This is a genomic window from Candidatus Pelagibacter sp. PS_43 (assembly GCF_059417795.1).
This window is the reverse complement of the sequence record NZ_CM182066.1, coordinates 360,996-379,353: the sequence shown is the minus strand read 5'-3', so window position 1 is coordinate 379,353 and position 18,358 is coordinate 360,996. Positions and strand designations below refer to the sequence as shown.

General features: G+C 28.4%; 21 protein-coding genes. 10 read left to right on the top strand and 11 right to left on the bottom strand.

Features of this window, described 5'->3' with window-relative positions:
• Nucleotides 1–10 precede the first annotated feature (10 nt).
• Together AC5SLL_RS02015 and AC5SLL_RS02010 are read left to right on the top strand one after the other, a co-directional pair.
• Nucleotides 11–568 carry a thioredoxin family protein gene (locus tag AC5SLL_RS02015; RefSeq protein WP_494586877.1) on the top strand — a complete coding sequence of 186 codons (558 nt, stop codon included), beginning with the start codon at nt 11–13 and terminating at the stop codon, nt 566–568.
• Complete coding sequence (locus AC5SLL_RS02010; RefSeq protein WP_494586876.1) at nt 568–1,650, top strand: glycosyltransferase family 4 protein; 1,083 nt, start codon at nt 568–570, stop codon at nt 1,648–1,650. Before AC5SLL_RS02015 ends, AC5SLL_RS02010 begins: the two co-directional genes overlap by 1 nt.
• Here AC5SLL_RS02010 and AC5SLL_RS02005 read toward each other — a convergent pair.
• Genes AC5SLL_RS02005 through AC5SLL_RS01995 form a run of 3 tightly spaced genes read right to left on the bottom strand, consistent with a single transcriptional unit; the run spans nt 1,647 to nt 4,626 of the window.
• A complete protein-coding gene (locus tag AC5SLL_RS02005; RefSeq protein ID WP_494586875.1) occupies nt 1,647–3,149 on the bottom strand; it encodes a tripartite tricarboxylate transporter permease in 1,503 nt (500 codons plus the stop codon). The genes AC5SLL_RS02010 and AC5SLL_RS02005 overlap by 4 nt on opposite strands.
• The gene (locus AC5SLL_RS02000; protein ID WP_494586874.1) at nt 3,146–3,616 is read right to left on the bottom strand and encodes a tripartite tricarboxylate transporter TctB family protein; all 471 of its coding nucleotides are present in this window, start codon (nt 3,614–3,616) and stop codon (nt 3,146–3,148) included. Before AC5SLL_RS02000 ends, AC5SLL_RS02005 begins: the two co-directional genes overlap by 4 nt.
• A gap of 29 nt (nt 3,617–3,645) precedes the next feature.
• Nucleotides 3,646–4,626, bottom strand: coding sequence for a tripartite tricarboxylate transporter substrate binding protein (locus tag AC5SLL_RS01995; protein WP_494577177.1), 981 nt, complete (start codon nt 4,624–4,626; stop codon nt 3,646–3,648).
• A 222-nt stretch (nt 4,627–4,848) separates the two neighbouring features.
• On the opposite strand from AC5SLL_RS01995, the gene AC5SLL_RS01990 reads away from it, so the two are divergent.
• Nucleotides 4,849–5,925 (top strand): AbrB family transcriptional regulator, encoded by a 1,077-nt coding sequence (locus AC5SLL_RS01990; protein WP_494586873.1) that lies wholly within the window; start codon nt 4,849–4,851, stop codon nt 5,923–5,925.
• On the opposite strand, the gene AC5SLL_RS01985 is transcribed toward AC5SLL_RS01990, so the two are convergent.
• Nucleotides 5,917–6,849: a glycosyltransferase family 9 protein gene (locus tag AC5SLL_RS01985; RefSeq protein ID WP_494586872.1), complete on the bottom strand. Its 933-nt coding sequence runs from the start codon at nt 6,847–6,849 to the stop codon at nt 5,917–5,919. The two genes, AC5SLL_RS01990 and AC5SLL_RS01985, sit on opposite strands and share 9 nt — an antisense overlap.
• A gap of 32 nt (nt 6,850–6,881) precedes the next feature.
• Here AC5SLL_RS01985 and AC5SLL_RS01980 point away from each other — a divergent pair, with 32 nt between their 5' ends.
• Nucleotides 6,882–7,271: a DUF6165 family protein gene (locus AC5SLL_RS01980; RefSeq protein ID WP_494586871.1), complete on the top strand. Its 390-nt coding sequence runs from the start codon at nt 6,882–6,884 to the stop codon at nt 7,269–7,271.
• On the opposite strand, the gene AC5SLL_RS01975 is transcribed toward AC5SLL_RS01980, so the two are convergent.
• The 5 genes from AC5SLL_RS01975 to AC5SLL_RS01955 all read right to left on the bottom strand — a co-directional run bounded on the left by AC5SLL_RS01975 (nt 7,265) and on the right by AC5SLL_RS01955 (nt 11,426).
• Nucleotides 7,265–7,939, bottom strand: a complete 675-nt coding sequence (locus tag AC5SLL_RS01975) for an ABC transporter permease (protein ID WP_494573528.1) — start codon at nt 7,937–7,939, stop codon at nt 7,265–7,267. The two genes, AC5SLL_RS01980 and AC5SLL_RS01975, sit on opposite strands and share 7 nt — an antisense overlap.
• Nucleotides 7,939–8,631: an ABC transporter permease gene (locus AC5SLL_RS01970; RefSeq protein ID WP_494573527.1), complete on the bottom strand. Its 693-nt coding sequence runs from the start codon at nt 8,629–8,631 to the stop codon at nt 7,939–7,941. The genes AC5SLL_RS01975 and AC5SLL_RS01970 overlap by 1 nt, the downstream gene beginning before the upstream one ends.
• Before the next feature lie 45 nt (nt 8,632–8,676).
• Nucleotides 8,677–9,528 carry a transporter substrate-binding domain-containing protein gene (locus AC5SLL_RS01965; RefSeq protein ID WP_494586870.1) on the bottom strand — a complete coding sequence of 284 codons (852 nt, stop codon included), beginning with the start codon at nt 9,526–9,528 and terminating at the stop codon, nt 8,677–8,679.
• Between the two features lie 62 nt (nt 9,529–9,590).
• Complete coding sequence (gene speD, locus AC5SLL_RS01960) at nt 9,591–10,631, bottom strand: adenosylmethionine decarboxylase (RefSeq protein WP_494586869.1); 1,041 nt, start codon at nt 10,629–10,631, stop codon at nt 9,591–9,593.
• 270 nt (nt 10,632–10,901) lie between these two features.
• Nucleotides 10,902–11,426, bottom strand: a complete 525-nt coding sequence (locus tag AC5SLL_RS01955) for a 5'-methylthioadenosine/S-adenosylhomocysteine nucleosidase family protein (RefSeq protein ID WP_494586868.1) — start codon at nt 11,424–11,426, stop codon at nt 10,902–10,904.
• Between the two features lie 37 nt (nt 11,427–11,463).
• Here AC5SLL_RS01955 and AC5SLL_RS01950 point away from each other — a divergent pair, with 37 nt between their 5' ends.
• Nucleotides 11,464–11,991: an adenine phosphoribosyltransferase gene (locus tag AC5SLL_RS01950; RefSeq protein ID WP_494586867.1), complete on the top strand. Its 528-nt coding sequence runs from the start codon at nt 11,464–11,466 to the stop codon at nt 11,989–11,991.
• Between the two features lie 283 nt (nt 11,992–12,274).
• Here AC5SLL_RS01950 and AC5SLL_RS01945 read toward each other — a convergent pair whose 3' ends face one another.
• Nucleotides 12,275–12,856: a glycosyltransferase gene (locus AC5SLL_RS01945; protein ID WP_494586866.1), complete on the bottom strand. Its 582-nt coding sequence runs from the start codon at nt 12,854–12,856 to the stop codon at nt 12,275–12,277.
• A gap of 52 nt (nt 12,857–12,908) precedes the next feature.
• Between AC5SLL_RS01945 and rfbB the strand changes: the two genes are divergently transcribed.
• The 3 genes from rfbB to AC5SLL_RS01930 are packed head-to-tail and all read left to right on the top strand — an operon-like array spanning nt 12,909 to nt 15,542.
• Complete coding sequence (gene rfbB, locus AC5SLL_RS01940; protein WP_494586865.1) at nt 12,909–13,928, top strand: dTDP-glucose 4,6-dehydratase; 1,020 nt, start codon at nt 12,909–12,911, stop codon at nt 13,926–13,928.
• On the top strand, nt 13,925–14,812 hold the full coding sequence (locus AC5SLL_RS01935) for a sugar nucleotidyltransferase (RefSeq protein WP_494586864.1): 888 nt from the start codon (nt 13,925–13,927) through the stop codon (nt 14,810–14,812). The genes rfbB and AC5SLL_RS01935 overlap by 4 nt, the downstream gene beginning before the upstream one ends.
• A 16-nt stretch (nt 14,813–14,828) precedes the next feature.
• The gene (locus AC5SLL_RS01930) at nt 14,829–15,542 is read left to right on the top strand and encodes a sugar nucleotide-binding protein (RefSeq protein WP_494586863.1); all 714 of its coding nucleotides are present in this window, start codon (nt 14,829–14,831) and stop codon (nt 15,540–15,542) included.
• A 103-nt stretch (nt 15,543–15,645) separates the two neighbouring features.
• Here the strand turns inward: AC5SLL_RS01930 and AC5SLL_RS01925 are convergent, their stop codons facing one another.
• A complete protein-coding gene (locus AC5SLL_RS01925; protein ID WP_494586862.1) occupies nt 15,646–16,524 on the bottom strand; it encodes a glycosyltransferase in 879 nt (292 codons plus the stop codon).
• A gap of 90 nt (nt 16,525–16,614) precedes the next feature.
• Here AC5SLL_RS01925 and AC5SLL_RS01920 point away from each other — a divergent pair, with 90 nt between their 5' ends.
• Complete coding sequence (locus AC5SLL_RS01920) at nt 16,615–17,835, top strand: DegT/DnrJ/EryC1/StrS family aminotransferase (protein WP_494586861.1); 1,221 nt, start codon at nt 16,615–16,617, stop codon at nt 17,833–17,835.
• Nucleotides 17,822–18,352 (top strand): dTDP-4-dehydrorhamnose 3,5-epimerase, encoded by a 531-nt coding sequence (gene rfbC / locus AC5SLL_RS01915; RefSeq protein ID WP_494586860.1) that lies wholly within the window; start codon nt 17,822–17,824, stop codon nt 18,350–18,352. The genes AC5SLL_RS01920 and rfbC overlap by 14 nt, the downstream gene beginning before the upstream one ends.
• The last annotated feature ends 6 nt before the right edge of the window (nt 18,353–18,358 follow it).

The window sequence follows — 18,358 nt, the reverse complement described above, 5'->3', positions numbered from 1 at the left end:
AATGTTTATCATGCCTCCACTAAAAACACCAATATGTGATTTTGGAACAAACGCTAAAGATTTTAAACTAAAGTCTACCGACCATAAGCTTATTTCTTTAAGTGATATTAAGGGTGATGCTGGGACCTTAATAATGTTTATTTGTAACCACTGCCCCTATGTAAAGGCTGTCATTAAAGACATTGTTGATGACTGTAAAAAATTAGAAAAACTTGGAATAAAAGCAGTAGCTATTTCTGCTAATGACACGATTAATTACCCTGAAGATAGTTTTGAAAATATGATTGAATTTGCAAAGATACATCAATTTAATTTTCCATATCTTTTTGATGAAAGTCAAAAAGTTGCAAAAAGTTATGATGCTGTTTGTACCCCTGACTTTTTTGGATTTAACCATAACCTAGAATTACAATATAGAGGTAGAATAAGAGAGTTAGAAAATTTAAAACCAGTAAGGGCTGGTGATAGTGATTTATTTGTAGCAATGAAGCAAATAGCTGAAACAGGTAAAGGTCCAGAAAAACAAATTCCAAGTATAGGCTGCGGTATTAAATGGTTAGATAATTAATGTATTTAATTGTTACAAAAACATTTCCTCCAGAAGTGGGTGGTATGCAAAACTTAATGTGGGGTTTAGCAAATGAACTTTCAAAACATCACATGATAAAAGTTTTTGCTGATTACTATGAAAATCATAATTTTTTTGATGAAGAGGTATCTTTTTCAATAGAACGAGTTGGTGGAATAAAACTTCTAAGAAAATTTAGAAAAGCTCAACTTATTAATGAATTTATTAGAGAAAATAAGGTTGACGGTATAATTGCTGATCATTGGAAAAGTCTAGAACATCTTAAAACAAATAAAAAAAAGATTTGTTTAATCCATGGCAAAGAGATTAATCATGAAAAAGATACTTCTCTTAATAAAAGAGTATTACAAGTTTTAAATAATGTTGAAACGATTGTTGCTAATTCTGAGTATACTAAAAATTTAGCTATTTCATTGGGAATTAAGCAAGATAAAATTATAGTTATTAATCCTGGCGTTGATCCAGTTGAAGAATTAGATAAAAAAACTTTAGACAAAGTGGAGAACTTATTAAAACATAAGTCTCCTAGGCTTATTACTGTATCAAGATTTGATAAAAGAAAAAATCATGAAAAAGTAATCATGGCTCTTCGAAATTTAAAACAAATCTATCCAGGTATTGTCTATATTTGTGTAGGCTATGGAGATGAGGAAGAAAATATTAAAAAATTAGTAGCAGAACTCGGCCTTCAGCCTCAAGTGATGTTTTTTAGAGATATCTCTAATGAATTAAAAAATGCATTAGTTGCTAAATCAGATATTTTTGTCATGCCTTCAGTTGTTTATAAAAAATCTGTTGAAGGATTTGGTATTGCTTATGTTGAAGCGGCTCAATATGGATTGCCTTCTCTTGGAGGAAAAGATGGTGGTGCAGCAGATGCAATTGAACATGAAAAAACGGGTTTAATCTGTGATGGCAATAAATTAGATGAAGTTTATTCATCAATTAATTTAATGTTACAAAATAATAAATTTCACGAATTTGGAAAAGCTGCCAAAGAAAATTCTACTAAGTTTAAGTGGAGTACAATTATTGAAGAATATAAAAAAATTCTAAACTAGATCATTTTAATTTTAATTGTTTTATAAATTTGCCAACCAACAATTAGAATTGTTATTCCTATTATTATAGCAGTAAGAGGTCTGTCCCATAAAAAAGTCCAAGAACCATCACTTATTAATAAAGATCTTCTTAAATTTTCCTCCATTAATCCACCAAGGACAAAGGCTAATATGAGTGGTGGCATTGGAAAATCATATAAGCGCATAAAAGTTGCAACAACAGCAATTCCAATCATTAAATAAATGTCAAAATTATTAAATGACATTACGTAAATTCCGGTAATTGAAAAAAATAAAATAAGTGGAATTAAATAGTTTTTAGGTACCGCAAGTATTCTTGCTATGTAAGGTATTAAAGGCAAGTTTAGAATAAGTAACACTACCATTCCAATATACATCGACATAATAACTGACCAAAAAATTTCAGGATTGGTTATATAAAGTCTAGGTCCTGGTTGAATTCCAAATCCCAATAAAGCACCAAGCATTACCGCAGTAGTTCCACTTCCAGGTATTCCTAAAGTTAATAATGGAACAAAAGCTCCAGAACATGCTGCATTATTTGCAGTTTCTGGTGCGGTTAAACCATGAACGCTTCCTTTACCAAATTTTTCTTTTTCTTCATCACTAACAAAATTTCTCTCCATTCCATAGGCTAGAAATGATGCAATAGTTGCACCAGCTCCTGGTAAAACTCCAATTAAAAAACCAAGAACTGAGTTTCGAGGAATAGTTTTTAACATTTTACCTCTCTCTTCTTTGTTAATCTTAATTGAACCAAGTTCAGTTAATGAAACTTGTTTAGCAACAACAGATGGATCATTTCGTTTTAAAATAATTGTTAAGGCTTCACTCATTGCAAAAGTTGCCATAACAATTAAAACGAAACTTATCCCATCAGATAAATTCATGTTATTAAAAGTAAACCTTGTAATATCAGAAAGACTATCTTGACCAACTGACGCTAACATTAAGCCTAAAACAACCATCATCATTGCTTTTAAAAATTGTCCCTTTGATGAAAAGGCTGCAATTGCTGTTAAACCTAAAATCATTAAAGCAAAATAATCTGGTGACCTAAAAGATAAGCTTACTTTAGATAAGCTTGGTGCAAGAAATAATAAATAAATTGAAGCAAGAGTTCCTCCTGCAAAAGAACTCCAAGCAGCAATCGCTAAAGCTTTTCCAGCTTTACCTTGTTGAGCCATTGGATATCCATCAAATGATGTTGCAACAGTTCCAGGAACACCTGGAGCATTTAATAAAATTGATGAAGTTGATCCACCAAATACTGCACCATAATAGACACCTGCCATTAAAATTAATCCAGTAGCTGGATCAAAACCATAAGTAATAGGTATCATTAATGCAATTGCCGTCATTGGTCCAAGGCCAGGTAACATTCCAATGATGGTTCCAAAAAAACAACCAATCATGACCATAAATATGTTTTGAAATGTAAGAGCTGTTTTTAAACCAATTAAAATTCCTTCGATCATCCCATAACTCCAATTAGTTTTAAAAATGGATCCCTTAAATAAATTTCAAGAACTCCATGTAAAAGGTACATAAAAGCACCCACAAAAGGGAAAGAGAGTAAAAATATTAACTTCCACCTTCTCTCACCTAACGCATAATAAGAAGACGCTAGAAATAAAGAGGTTGTTAAAAAATAACCTACTTTTAATATAGTTGCTCCATAAATAATTGCTATGATCACAAGTATAGCCGTTTTCTTGTACTCTAAACTATTATGATCGACTTTAATTGTATTACGCTCTGGTAAAATAATTTTTAAACCAGAAAAAAATAAACCTGCATAACCTAAATAAATTGGAAATGTTCTGGCATTAAAAGGTGCATTTTCATCAAATGAAAAAACTTGAATTTGATATGCGATATATAAATAGAATGCTGAGAAAATAAAAAAGAGCAGTGATATAATTTTAGTAGTATTTATATTCACTGCTCTAATTTTTAAATAATCCTAAAGGATTATATAACTCCCAATTTCTTCATAAGAGCTGTCATTTCTACAGTTTGCTTTTCTAAGAATTTAACAAAATCCTTATCTGAGTTATAAATATTAACCCAAGCATTTCTTTTTCTAACAGCTTCCCATTCAGGAGTTTTCATAACTTTACCTAACATTTTAGATAAAGCTTTTTTATCTTTATTGCTCATATTAGGAGGTCCAAAAAATCCTCTCCAGTTTACGAACTGAACATCATAACCTTGCTCTTTTAGAGTTGGTGCATCCGGTGCATCAGCTACTCTTGAAGGAGCAGTGATACCAATAATTCTAACTTGGTCTCTTGCACCCATAAGTTCACCTAAACCTGTAGAGATAATTTGAGTTTCTCCAGATAAAAGTCCAGCTAACGCTTTTCCACCAGCATCATAAGGAATGTAAGCAACATCATTTGGATTAGCACCAGCAGCTTGGAAAGCTAAAGCACCAATTAAATGGTCCATACTTCCTCTTACTGATCCACCAGCCATTTTGATAGAGCTTGGATTCTTTTTGTATGCATCAACTACATCTTTAAAGTTTTTGTAAGGTGAGTTTTTTGCAACTGCAATCGCACCGTAGTCACCAATTACACCAGCAATCGGTGTAACATCTTTATAAGATAAAACTCCAGATCCTGTAACATAACCTTCGTGTCTAGTAATAGATCTTAAAACTAGCGGTGTAGATTGTACTAAAACCGTATTTTTAGGTTGAGTGTTAATCATGTAAGCTAAAGCTTTTCCACCACCACCACCTGACATATTTTCAAATGATGCACTTTTTAACATTCCTGATTTTGTTAAAGCTTCTCCAGTACCTCTAGCAGTTCCATCCCATCCACCACCAGCACCACCACCAATCACGAAATGGATTTTATCCATTGCGATTGAATTTGTTGCTGTTGCAGAGAATAATAGAATTGCTGAGAATAATACTGAAACTAATTTTTTAATGTTTTTCATTATATTCCTCTATTGTTTGTTTTTAATAGTTGCAGTTAATTATACTATAGTTATGAATGCAAGTTTTTGAACGACATACAACTTAAAGTTGATTTTATTTATTTAATAAATTAGCAACTATTCGCTTTGTTATTTCAATAATAAAAAAAATAACTATCCCTAATTAAGAGAATTTCTTTTCTGTTATCTTTTTAAAGGTAAGTGATAAAAGAATATTTGTTAATGAAAAATTCTTCTATTCAATTTAATTCCTCTAACATTAAAGAATTATTTTCTAAAAAATTTTTATTAGTCATTTTAATTTCAATCCCAAGTGCAATTGTAGCTGATTATTTTAATATTCCATTAGCATGGATGCTTGGCCCTATGCTTGCAGTTTCAATTGTAGCATTAAGTGGATTGAAAATTAGAATGCCAAAACTAGCTTTAAGTTCAATTTTAATAGTTCTTGGTCTTCATATTGGAAATTATATCGATCAAAATTTAATCAATCAAATGACTGAATGGGTGTGGACTTCAATAATAATGTTTGTCTATATTCTAATAAGTATTTTAATTGTTTCAAAATATTTACAAAAATTTTCAGGCTATAATGTCAAAACTTCTATTTTTTCAGCAGCACCGGGTGCATTAGGTCCGTTAATGATACTGGCTGAACATGAAAAATCTGACTTATCGCAAGTTGCTACATCACATTTAATTAGATTAATTATAATAATAACTGTCATTCCCTTTTTTGTTGTTAACTATTCAACAAATGAAGCACTAACAATTGAAAAATTTAATTATCTTGATCAAAACCATTTTCATCTTTTAATTCTCTTAATAGGATCGATATTATTAATTTTCTTATTTGATAAAATTGGTGTGCCTGCTGCATTATTATCTGGGACATTAGTTGCAAGTGGAATTTTGCAAATAACTGAAGTTGCTTCCTATAAACTACCAGATGAAAGTATAAATTTTTGTTTGCTTATCTTGGGTGCCTCCGTTGGTTGTCGTTTTGCAGATAAATCATTAAAAGAAGTTGCAGGTAATTCATTTCATAGTTTAGTTGCAACTGTAATACTTGTAGCTCTTGGATTATTAGCTGCAATTGTTGCAACATATTTTGTTGATACCAATTTCTTAACTCTACTTTTATCTTTTTCTCCTGGAGGAATTTATGAGGTAGCTGTAATAGCAATAGCTTTTGATTTAGACCCTAACTTTGTGGCATTTCATCATATTATTAGATTACTAATGATACTCTTCACTGTTCCTATAATATTGAAAATTATTGGTAAGAAATTAAATTAATATTTTTTCTAAAACTTTTTCTGCACTTAATTTATTTAAATCTTCAACTTGTATTGCTTTAAAGTTTTCTCGCTCAATACTAACTTTAAAAGCTGTTGTATGTTTACCAAATAAAGTCAAACCTTTTACTCCAAGATGAGCAGTCATATGAGCAGGTCCTGTATCATTTGCAACAACAAATGAGCTTTCTTTAATCAAACTTGCAAGTTGAGAAATATCTAAAGCTTTACCTTTATCTAAAATTGAAACAGCATTAATGTTTTTTGCATCATCGATTTCAGAGGGTCCAGGTGCCACAATAGCTTTAATTTGATTTTTATATTTATTTTTAATTAACTCTATTAGCTCATTGTAATGGGGCCACTTTTTATGGGTTAGATGCGCTGAACAAAATGGAAATAAAACAACATATTTATCTAAATTAAATTCTTGTTTAATATTATCAATATTAGTTACAGCCCAATTAAAGTCTGGTTTCATAGTGTGTTCAGTTTTAATTCCGGAAGTTTTAAGTTGATGATCAAATCTATTCAAAACTGGATCTTTATCAAACTCCTCTTTTAAAATATTACTTGGTAAGGTAGTCTCTGAACTAGACCAAATATTAAAATTTGCTTTTGGAAATAAAATATTTTTATAAAATTTTGTTCTAGATGAGTTTTGCAAATCATAAACCTTTTTAAAATTCTTCTTTTTCAAGTTTCCCATTAACATATATAGATAAATTAAATTAAATCTTGATTTACGTTTGTCTAAAATAACATTATGTACAAATGGATTTTTTTTAAATAATTCAAAATAAGGTTTTGTTGTTAATAAATGAATTTGATCCTCTGGATGATTTTCAGAAATATCTTGAATTGCCCCACTTGCTTGGGCTATATCTCCTAAAGAACCATGTTTGATAACTAAAATATTAGACATATTTCTAACAACTTAACATAGTATAAATTTTTATGAATAAAATTCTAGTTGAAGTATCTGTGGGTGAACTTTTAGATAAAATTTCTATTTTAGAGATTAAACAAGAAAAAATTAAAGATCCTGAAAAATTAAAATTTATTAATGCTGAACACAGTATTTTAAAAGATCAATTGAATAACAATGTTAAATCTGATGAAAAGCTCAATACACTTTTTAACTCACTAAAAGATATTAATGCAAAATTATGGGTTATTGAAGATGATAAAAGATTGTGTGAAAAAAATTCAGATTTTACTGAAAACTTTATTAAACTTTCAAGAGATGTTCATTTTTTAAATGATGATCGTGCTAAAATAAAATTAGAGATGAATAATCATACAGGCTCTAAAATAAAAGAAATTAAAGAATATACGTCTTATTGAAAGCTATATTTTTTTTCTAAATACTTTATCAAGTTATGAATGATAAAAGTCATAAATAGATAAATTCCACCTGCTAAAAGAAATACCTCCAAGGGTTTATAAGTCGTTGAGACAATGTGTTTAGCAACACCAGTAATATCCATTAGGGTTACAGTGCTAGCAAGTGATGTTCCTTTCATCATTAATATAATTTCATTTCCATAAGCTGGTAGCGATTGTCTGATCGCGACTGGAATTTGAATTTTATATAAAATTATTTTGTTTGTTATCCCAAGGCTTTTACCCGCTTCTATTATTCCAGGTTTTATTGTTTCAAAAGCAGATCTTAATATTTCAGAAGTATAAGCGCCCGTATTTAGAGCGAATGCAATAATTGCGCACCAATAGGGTTCCTTTAATATAACCCAGAGAAAAGTTTCTCTAAGCCACTCTATTTGTCCAAGACCAAAATAAATTATAAATATTTGAACCAATAATGGTGTTCCTCTAAATAAATAAGAATAGCCATAGGCAAATTTATTAATGAATGGATTTTTATTAAGTCTTAAAACTGCAAATATAAATCCAATAAATAAACCAATAATTAATGAAATTGATAGCAATTTTAAAGTAACCAAAGCAGCGCTAAGTAGTTTTGGTAGACTAGTAAGCATTAAATCTAAATCCATTAAAAGCCCCTACTGTATTTAACTTCAAGTCGATTTATTAACTTCATGCTTATAAAGGTTAACATTAAATATAAAACTGCAGCAAAAGAATAAAAGAATAATGGATCTCTTGTTGAACCTGCCGCAATATAAGATTGTCTCATGATTTCTACTAAACCAGTAACTGATATTAATGATGTGTCTTTTAAAGTAATTTGCCAAACATTACTTAAATTTGGAATGGCTAGTCTTAACACTTGAGGTAAAATTACTTTTAAAAAATAAATATATTTTTTAAAACCTAAAACCTTACAAGCTTCAAATTGACCTTTATCAATTGATTGAATGGCACCTCTAAAAACCTCTGTTGAGTATGCCCCTGAAATAATACCAATTGCAACTGATCCAGTAATAAATGCATTAATTTCTATATATTCATAATAGCCAAATATTGATGCAACATACATTATGGCTCCACTACCACCAAAAAATAAAAGGTAAATTACAAGTAATTCTGGTACTCCCCTTATTACTGTTGTGTAAATATTTCCAATAAAATTTAAAATTTTGTTATTTGATAATTTTAGAGGTGTAAAAATTAATGAAAATAAAAAACCAATTAACATTGCAGTAACTGCTACTGCTATTGTCATTAGAGTTGCATAAAACAACTCGTCTCCCCAGCCTGTTTTTCCGAATGATAAAAGATCCATATCGAAAGGGCGACTAAATAAATAGTCGCCTTTTCAAAATATTATTTACATAGAAGCGTCAAAGCCAAAATGCTTGATCGCTAATTTGCTGATGATTCCTTGTTTTCTAGCAGTGTTAATTGCTTTGTTGAAATCTTTAAGAAGTTTTGCATCTCTTGTACCGATTGCATCATCTCCACCTTGTCTAATTCCAACACCAACACCATTACCAAAAGCACCACCTGAAAAAGTAGGTCCAACTAATACTACTGGTTTTCCTGATTTGTCCGCATAATCAGTGAATGCAACTGCTGCTGCTAATGCAACATCACATCTACCAGAAGTTAAGTCTAAATTTACTTCATCTTGAGTTTTGTAAGTTCTAACATTTACTTTACCCACATCACCAGATTCTAAAAAGTTTTGGTGAATAGTTCCAGTTTGTGTACAAACAGTTTTTCCAGCAAGTGCAGCAGTTAAAGTCTTAAGAGTTTTTTTAACAGCACTTCCACCTAAAGTTAAATTAATACCTTCTGGTGTATCCATGCTCTCTAAACTTGAACCTTTCATTACCGCAAGGGCTGCAACTTCATCCGCATAACCTTGTGAAAAAGTAATTGTTTTTTGTCTTTCAGCAGTAATTGACATTCCTGCCATGATCGCATCAAACTTTCTCATTAATAAAGCTGGAATCATTCCATCCCAATCTTGCTCAACAATTGTACATTCACGTTCCATAATTGCACAAAGTTCTTGAGCTAATTCAACCTCAAAACCAATAAGATTGCCTGATGCATCCTTAGAGTTCCAAGGAGGGTAAGCACCTTCTGTTCCAATTTTTATTGTATCAGAATAAGCATTTCCAATTAACAATAAAGAAGCAAGAACAGTTAAAATTGTTTTTTTAAATATATTCATTTTTTCCTCCATAGATTTATGTAGGATTTATTTCACAAATTTAATAATTTAAAAAGAAAATTTTAGTGATTAATTGAAGAAGAAAAGTTCCAAGAACAGTCAAAACTTGGAATATAAACCCTATCCAAAGTTGTATTACCAAAGTTCTTGTTGAATACATCTAGCCATTTTTCAACCTGCTCTGGTTTTTTGTCTTGGCTACCAACTTGTGCAGTTATTACTCCACTTGGTTTTAATATTCTAATTAAAATGTCCATATTTTTTGCTGCAAGATCTATACAAAACTGATCATCATTTAGATCCACAAAAATTTTATCGTATTTATCATCTTCGACAGATTTTATACTTTCAAATGCATCGCCCCAAACGCATTTGACTGAGTTTTTTTCTGTAGATTTATTGCTAATGCTTCCAAGATGTTTATTGCAAACTTCAACCACTTCTGGATCTAGTTCGTACCAATCAATAAAATCAAAGCCTTGAGAGATACATTCTCTAGCAACACCACCATCACCACCACCAATAATTGCAGCAGTGCCTAAATTTTTGTTTAACTTTAAAGCAGCATTAACAAATGTTGAGCTATATAAAACTTCATCATTGGTTGCGACTTGAATTTCGTTATCTATAAAAAGTGACTTACCAAATTGTTCTAAATCTAATATTTCAATGTGTTGTCCAACTTTTGATTTAAAATCTTCCAAAACTTCATTCACTACATATGATTTTTGTAAGCCAGGCGAACTATAAATGTCATGGTACAAAGATTTCGTGTCTCTATTAAATTCTTTTTTAACAATTCTTTTATGTTTGAATTCTTTTTTAACAATATCAAGTGCAATAGAAGGGCTAATTTTTCCACAGGTAAAAAAATCAAAACTAATAATTCCTTTTTCTGGAAACGTATGAAAGCTGATGTGACTTTCGGCTAATAAAGCAAGTATAGTGAAACCCTGTGGTTTAAATTTATATTTGGAAATCTCTAGAATTGTAACATCGGCAGCTTTTGCAATTTGATGAATAACACTTTCGTAGACTGAGGGGTCATACTCTCGAGTGGTGCCAATAATGTCTAAAGTTATATGTTCGCCGACTTTAGTCATAAAAATTATTCCTCTTATAATTTTTGTTATTATTAAACTTAAAAGTTTTATATACGTGTAAGGACAATTTTCAATACTTAATCAATTACTATAAATTTAACCTCTCCTCACAAAGAATTATTGCTTCTTCTCTATCAAAATTAGTAGATATACTTTTTTTCTCAACACACGCATTGATTGATCTATCAATATTTTACTCACTTTGGTTCGGAACTGTAATCTTAGTAACTACTATAAAGATAAATATCAGCACTTTTTTAGTCATTAAAGTTAAAATTTTTTGTTAATCATTTTTGCAAAAGCTTCGGCACCTAATGCCAGATTAGTGTTCCAATCATTGTTAGCATTTTCATCAGCATTATCTGATATATATTTAAAACATTTAAATTCTATATTTTCCAACATACAAACTTTAGCAATTGCATAAGCTTCCATATCAACAACATCAACTTCCATTTCAATTTTTTGATTAACGAAATTATCTCCTGTACCACAAGAATAGCCACTGTCAGAAATAATTATTTCATTAACTTTATCAAATGGTGTTTCGCCTAATTTAAAATCAAGACCTCTAACATCCATATCTCTTTGATAGAATTTTGTACATTCAACAATCCCTTTTAATTTAGTATTGATTGCACCAGCAGTTCCATAATTAACAATAATCTTAGGTTTATGAATTTGTATTAACTTAAGAGTATTGTATGTAGCATTAATTTTACCAACTCCTATGTGCTTAAAATAGTCTAAGCCAACAGTTTCTTCTTTTATCGCTGCAAGGAATAATTTGTCCATAGATTTTTCTTATCAAAGATATAAATATATCAATATTATGAATTTAAAAGATTTTATTAGATCAATTCCTGATTATCCAAAAAAAGGAATTTTATTTAGAGATATTACAACTCTAATTAAAGATGAAAATGCTTTCAGAGAATGTATTGACCAGATTATAGAAAGATCAAAAAAATATAAAATTGATAAAATTGCTGCAATTGAGTCTAGAGGTTTTGTTTTTGCATCAGCAGTTTCTTATATTTTAAAAAAACCATTTATAATGCTTAGAAAAAAAAATAAATTACCAGCTGATGTGCATTCAATTGATTTCGAGCTTGAATATGGAACTGCTACAATTGAGGTTCACAAAGACTCTATAAATAAAGGTGACTCCGTTCTAATAATAGATGATTTGATTGCAACAGGTGGTACTGCAGAAGCTGCTGCTAAACTTATAGAAATTTCAGGAGGTAATGTTGCAGCATTTATTTTTGCAATAAATCTTTTTGATTTAGGAGGATCTAATAAATTAATTAAAAAAAAATACAAAATAGAAAACTTGATTGATTTTCCTGGTCACTAGTATTAAATTTTTGGTCTATACCAAGATTTTTTGCCAAGCATAGAGTTAAAAAGTCCTAAAAATCTCATCATGTAAATCTTTTTTTTAAATTTATTGAGAGTTACGAAATAATAAAAAAATTTAATTATAGAAGTGGTCAGTGTAGGAATGCTCTTTAAAAAAGATCTTGTATAACCAAAATGTTTTTTATTAAAATAAAATTTTGACCACATCCAATGCCAGTTTCGTGAAAATTCAATTTCTTTTCCATAAATAGGTGAATGGGATTTTCCTCCAAGGTGATTTATTTTTGCTTTTTTTGATATATATATTTTGTTGTTATCTTTTTTTTTCTTAGACACAAATCATCATTTTCTAAATAAAGAAAAAAATTCTCATCAAAAAAAAGATTGTCTTGAAATCTATTTTTATTTATCAGCATTGCATATCCATCTACAGAGTCGACACTTAAAAACTCTAAGTCATTATTTTGTAATTTCTTATTTTTAATCTTATAATTTGGATATTGAATATCATCAGAGATTGGTGCTAATATTGCATAATCATTATGCTTTGATGACAAAGTGATTAATTCATCAATAGTATTTTTATAAAATTTTACATCAGGATTAATCACAAAAGCATAATCTGTTTTACATAATTTAATTCCAACATTATTTGCAGCACCCATACCCTTGTTTTCTTGAACAATAACTTTAATTTTTGAATTTTTTGTCTCTAGTTTTTCTTTAAGTTTTAGATCATTAGAATTTTCAATAATAATTATACTAGACTCTTTTGGTAAAGACTCGATACATTCATAAATTATATGATTGCTTTTAAATGTAACAATTATAAATGTTAGGTTATTTAAATTTAAAGTCATTTTTAAAGTAAATTATTATATACTTATTATAACGTTTATTATAAATAAAATCATGCAGAATATTTTAGTAACTGGTGGACTTGGGTTTATAGGTAGTAATCTAATTGAGCTATTGCTCCTTAAAAAATATAAAGTTATAAATCTAGATAAGGTTAGCTACTCATCAAATTTTTATAATACAAAAGAGTATAAAAAAAATAAGAATTACAAATTTATAAAATGTGATCTTAATAACAAAAATAAACTTAATAAAATTATTTTTAAACATAAGCCGATTGGTATTTTTAATTTAGCAGCAGAAACTCATGTTGATAGATCAATAGACGGTCCTAAAAGTTTTATTGATAGCAATATTATTGGTGTTTTTAATCTACTGGAAATATTTAGAAAATATTCAAAATTAAATAAAAAAAGTAAGTTAATTCATATTTCTACTGACGAAGTTTATGGTGATGTATTAAAGGGACGATCTCATGAAAATTTTCCTTATAAACCTAGCTCACCCTATGCTGCTAGTAAAGCAGCCTCAGATCATCTTGTAAGTTCATATGTTAGAACTTATGGTATTCCTGCTATAGTCACAAATTGTTCAAATAACTATGGACCAAAACAACACCCTGAAAAACTTATTCCAAAATTAATTTACAATATTTTAAAAAATAAAAGTTTACCTATTTATGGTAATGGAAAAAATTCAAGAGAGTGGATATATGTGGAAGATCATTGTGATGCATTAATAAAAGTTTTTCAAAAAGGTAAGGTTGGTGAATTTTATAATATAGGTTCAAATAAAAATTTGAATAATCTTGAGATTTGTAAAGCCTTGATAAATATTGCTAAACAAAATCATGTAATTGGTTCAAATGTTATGATTAAATTTGTTAAGGATCGACCAGGTCATGACATAAGATATGCGCTTGATAGTAAAAAAATATTAAAAACCTTAAGATGGAAGACAAAAGTAAATTTTGCGAAAGGTTTGAAGAAAACTTTTTTATGGTACCTTCATAATAATAATTACTACAAATCTATATCTAAAAAGGATATTGTTAAAAGACTGGGTACAAAATGATTAAAAAAGGGATAATTTTAGCTGGAGGAATGGGGACAAGAATGAGTCCTCTTACAAAAGCTGTAAATAAACAACTTTTACCAATTTACGACAAACCTCTTATCTTTTATCCACTTTCAATACTAATGTTGGCAAAAATTAAAGACATTTTAATTATTGTAAATAAAGGACAATTAAATCAATATAAAAAACTAATTCCTAATGGCAACAATCTAGGAATTAAAATTACCTATATAGAGCAAGCTAAACCCAGGGGGTTACCTGATGCCTTTGTTTTAGGTGAAAAATTTATTGGTAAAGATAACGTTGCAATGATTTTGGGAGATAATTTTTTCTATGGTCAGAACCTAACTGCGAAACTAATAGACTGTGCAAAAATTAAAGATGGTGCTAAAGTTTTATTACATAGTGTTCAAACACCTGAGTTATTTGGTGTTGCAAAAGTAGATAAAAATAACAAAATTATACAATTAAAAGAAAAGCCAAAAAAATTTATATCTAATAACGCCATAACAGGGCTATATTTTTTTGATAATAAAGTTGTGCAATATTCAAAAAAACTAAAACCATCTAAAAGAGGTGAGGTAGAAATTATTGATCTTTTATTAAGATACAAAAAAAATAATAAATTATCAGCTGATTTTATTGGAAGAGGTGGTGCCTGGTTAGATACAGGTTCAATTGATGATTATTATAAAACAATAGCTTTTGTACAGGCAATTGAAAATAGACAAGGATTTAAAATTGCTTGTATAGAAGAAATTGCACTTACTAATAATTGGATAGGTAAAAAAGAAATTATAAAATCAATAAAATTTTATGGCAATTGTAACTATTCGAAATATTTAAATAAATTAATTCAAGATAAAATTATTAAACCTTAATTATTAAAAAATTAAATTGACTACACTAAATTTAAATAAAAAAATAATTGTTACTGGAGGAAATGGAAGATTTGCACAAGTTTTAAAAAAAGAAAATAAAAAACTAAAAATTTTTTTTCCAACAAAAAAAAAGTTTAATATTTTGAATATAAATTTAATGAAAAAATATATCAAAAAAATTAAACCTAAATACATAATTCATTGTGCAGGTTTATCTAGACCAATGGATTTACATGTCAAAGATATTAACAAAAGTATAAGTTTAAATATTATTGGAACGGCTAATGTAGTTAAATTGTGTAATGAGTTTGGTATTAAATTAATTTATTTTTCCACAGGATATGTTTACGAAGGAAAGAAAGGTAACTACAGTGAAAAGGACCCAGTATTACCAATAAATAATTATGCTTGGTCAAAATTGGGTGGTGAGTCTTCTGTAATTTTATACAAAAAATCTCTGATTTTAAGAATTATGATGTGTGAAAGACCATTTATACATAATCAAGCTTTTTACGATATTAAAACTAATTTTATGTTCCAGGATGAAGTTGCAAAAATTATTCCAAAAATCCTTAATAAAAAAGGGATTATAAATATTGGAGGTAAAATTCAATCAGTATTTAACTTTGCTAAAAAGACAAAAAAAGATGTAATAAAAACCAGTGGAAAAAAAATATTTCCACCTAACCCTTCTATGAATGTATCAAAATTAAAAAAAATACTTTCTTAAGAATGTCTAGACGTGTAATGAAATTATAAATTCACTTTAACACCACAAAAAAAAATGCCTTTAATGTTTTTTGCAAATTAATACTATATTAAATTTTTGACAATTATTTCTTTAAAATTTTAAATTTAAATCGCTGATATGCATAGAATTTTGCAGCTAATCCAACAGCAGCCAAAATATTTAATGTTAAAACTTTCAAAAAAAATCTTAATACAAATAAAGGTATTCTTCTTTTATATGTGTTGATTAGATTAATGTGATTATTTATTTTAAAAAAATAATAATATTTATCGAAAGTATAGTTATACTCTCTAATAAATTTTTTAATATATTTATTTTTTACCTTAATGATTCCATGTTGATGAATACATTTTGAATCGTGCACCTGAATAATAAATTTGTTTATTTTTTTTATTCTTCGGCATAAATCATCATCTGAAAAATATAAAAAAAAGCTTTCATCAAAAAATAAATTATTTTCGATCAAATCGTTGGTTCTAAAAAGCATACATGCACCCAAGGTATTTTCTACACATGTGTCACCCTCTATATCCAAAATAATATTTTTTTCACCATTTTCTGGCAGAAGTCCACCTGCATAAGTTAAATTATTATTTTCATCATATGAAGTTGGTGAAACAATAAAACAATTATTATTTTCTGAAATTTTTTGAATTAATTTAAGAATATCTTGTTCTTCTATTATACAATCAGGCCCTAGCACTAACGTAAATTTAGTTTTAGATAATTTTATTGCTTGATTATATCCTGCTGAAAAGCCATTATTTTTCTTATTCAGTATGTATTGATTGATAGAAAATTGTGATTCTACTTTTTTTTTTAATTCAAAATTTCCATCATTGTCTATTATAATTTTTTTAAAAGAATTTATAGGTGTTAATGTTTTTGATAAAAGTTCAAAAGTCTCTTTATATAAAACAATTACTATCGTTATATCTTTATACAAATTAAATTCACTCATTCTTTAAGAAAAAAATATATTATATCATAAATAATATTTAAGTTAGATTATATTGCTATTGAATAAGGAATCTTATATCACCTCTTTGTAATGAAAAAAATATATTATGGAAAAGCTGTATATGATCATAAAGAGATAAATGCTGTAATAAATGTATTAAAAAATCACAGCTTAACTTTGATTGACGGTCCTCACGTTAAAAAATTAGAAAATATAGTCGCAAAATTATTTGGCAAAAAATATGGGCTAATGGTTAACTCGGGATCTTCAGCAAACTTATTAGCTTTAGCAGCATTAAATTTTAAAAAAGGTTCAGAGGTAATAACTCCTAATCTTACTTTTTCAACTACAGTTGCTCCAATTTATCAATTAGGTCTTGTGCCACATTTCATAGGAGTTGAAAAAAACAAATTTGTTGCTGATGTTACACATATAGAAAAATGTATTAATAAAAAAACTGTGGCTATGATGATACCTAATCTGTTAGGAAATATTGCAGATTGGAAAAAAATTAATAAAATTGCAAAAAAATACAAGCTGAAAGTTATTGAGGATTCTGCTGACACGATAGGTTACACTGATAACGGTGCTATTAACGGCAGATTATCAGATGTAACAACTAATAGTTTCTACGCCTCTCACATTATTAATGGTGCTGGGACAGGCGGTATAGTTTGTTTTAATGATAGAAAGTTATACGAAAGAGCTAAATTGCTTAGAGGTTGGGGAAGATCTTCAGCTACATTCAATGAGTCTGAAGATATTTCAAAAAGATTTAATGTTAAGATTTCAGGCATTGATTACGATGCTAAATATATTTTTTCAGAAATGGGTTATAATTTTCTACCTTCTGAAATTTCTGCTTCATTTGCACTTGAACAAATTAAGAAACTTAAAAATAATATCTTGATAAGAAATAAAAATTTTGAATATTTAATAAATTTTTTTAGTAAACATCAAGAATTTTTTCATTTGCCAGAGCAGTATAAAAAAATTAAAACGCCCTGGTTAGCTTTTCCTTTAGTAATTAAGAAAAATGATATTTTCAATCGTAGAGAAATGCAAATTTATTTTGAAAAAAAAAATATACAAACAAGAACAATTTTTACTGGTAATATCCTAAAACAACCAGCAATGAAAAACAGATTTTGCAAAAAACATCCAAACTGTCATACTGTTGCTGATGATGTAATGAGAAATGGTATTTTATTAGGTTGCCACCAAGGTATGGTAAAAAAAGAACTCGTCTATATATGTGATACCTTTAAAAATTTTCTTAGAAAAAGTTATCATAGAAATGAAAATAATTAATACAAAATTTAAAGGTTTAATTATCTTTAAAAAAGAAACCCATTTAGATAATAGAGGTTATTTTAGAGAATTATTTTTAGAAAAAAATTTTAAGGAAAAATTTCCTTTTGATGTTATGTCACTTTCAAAAAAAAATGTAATAAGAGGATTGCATTTACAAATAAAAAAATCACAGGGTAAACTAATTACTGTGATGAAAGGTAAATTGTTTGACGTTGCTGTGGATTGTAGAAAAAAATCAAAAACTTTTGGGAAATATTTTAGTATAAACTTGTCTGAACATGATAATACATCTCTCTATATCCCTAGGGGTTTTGCTCATGGATTTTGTTCACTAGAAAACAACACCATGCTTCATTATAAGTGCACAAATTATAGAGATGCCAAGACAGAAACTGGAATACTTTGGAACGATCCTGTACTTAAAATTAAATGGCCAATTAAAAATCCTTCTATTTCAGCAAAAGATAGAACGAACTTAACATTCTCTGATTTTGCTCGTTTATACAGCTTATAAACAATC